The following is a 1,133-nucleotide window of genomic DNA, read 5'->3' as shown; positions in this document are numbered from 1 at the left end:
ACGCCGTCACCGTCGGCCGCGACACCCCGAGGGTGCGCGCGCTCTCGGAGACCGACAGTCCCGCCGCGGCGTCCCGCACGATCGCCAGCCGGACCGCCCGGTCCTCCCGACCCGCCGCCCAGGCACTGACCTCGGCCAGCGCCTCGTCCGTCACGGACAGTCCGCTCGACTCGTACATCGGCTTCTTCCGCTCCAACTGTAAAAGTACTTAGTGTCCGATCTCGTCACGTTGTCAGGTCAGAGACCGAGCATCCCACAGAATTCGCCGGGAGGTCGGGACCTGGAAGAACGCGCTTTCTAGGCCCTCATCTGTATACCTTCCGCGAGCAAGCCTGCAAGAGCCAGCAGGAGACGGCCCTGTCCGGAGCGTTGACATCGGGCAATCCACGAGATTTACATAGCCGCCAATCCGGGCAGCGCGCGGTCAACGCCGCCCGAAGGCAACGTCCGGGACATCCCGGGGACACCCCACACGCAAAGGACCCGCACCGTGCATGACGACCGCCGGATCACCGAAGCACGTATCCGCAAGCTCCTGGAGCGGTCCGTTCGCCCGGCCCTGTACCCCGCCACCCGCGCGCTGGCACTCGGCGCCTGGAGCGTCGACGGCGAACCCGTACCGCTCGCCGAGGCCCTGCGCGCGCCCTACGGGCCGATCGCGCTCGGCGACACCTGGGGCAGGCCGTGGGGGACGACCTGGCTGCGGGCCACCGCGGAGATACCGGCGGAGTGGGCCGGCCGCCGCGTCGAGGCCGTCTTCGACCTCGGCTTCGACCCGGACCGCGGCCCGGGCGGGCAGGCCGAGGGGTTCGTCTTCCGCGACGGCTCCCCCGTCCAGGGCCTGCACCCGTACAACCGCAGCGTCCTGCTCGCGCCCGCCGCCGACGGCGGCGAGACCGTCGACCTGCTGGTGGAGCTGGCGGCCAATCCGAACATCTCCGGCAGCCAGGCCCGCGGCACCCGCTACGGCTCCCCCGACACCGCCGGTGACGATCACCTCTACCGCCTGCGCCAGGCGGAGATCGCCGTACGCGACGAGGACGTCTGGCAGCTCGTGCACGACATCGAGGTGCTCGACGAGCTGATGCACCAGCTCCCCGAGGGCTCGGCCCGGCGCCACGAAATCCTGTACG

The 1,133-nt window shown here is 70.7% G+C and carries 1 protein-coding gene and 1 pseudogene; one reads left to right on the top strand and one right to left on the bottom strand.

Annotated features, from left to right (window positions below; all coding sequences use genetic code 11):
• On the bottom strand, positions 1 to 196 hold a 196-nt coding region (locus tag H5J30_RS34820), incomplete at its 3' end, for a helix-turn-helix domain-containing protein (protein WP_258563691.1).
• Between the two features lie 294 nt (positions 197 to 490).
• Here H5J30_RS34820 and H5J30_RS34815 point away from each other — a divergent pair.
• Positions 491 to 1,133, top strand: a pseudogene (locus tag H5J30_RS34815) (alpha-mannosidase); the annotation flags it as partial.

This window comes from Streptomyces phytophilus (assembly GCF_013870535.1).
In the GTDB taxonomy this organism is placed as follows: Bacteria; Actinomycetota; Actinomycetes; order Streptomycetales; family Streptomycetaceae; genus Streptomyces; species Streptomyces phytophilus.
The sequence above is the reverse complement of the archived record's forward strand: the minus strand, read 5'-3'. Positions and strand labels throughout refer to the sequence as shown.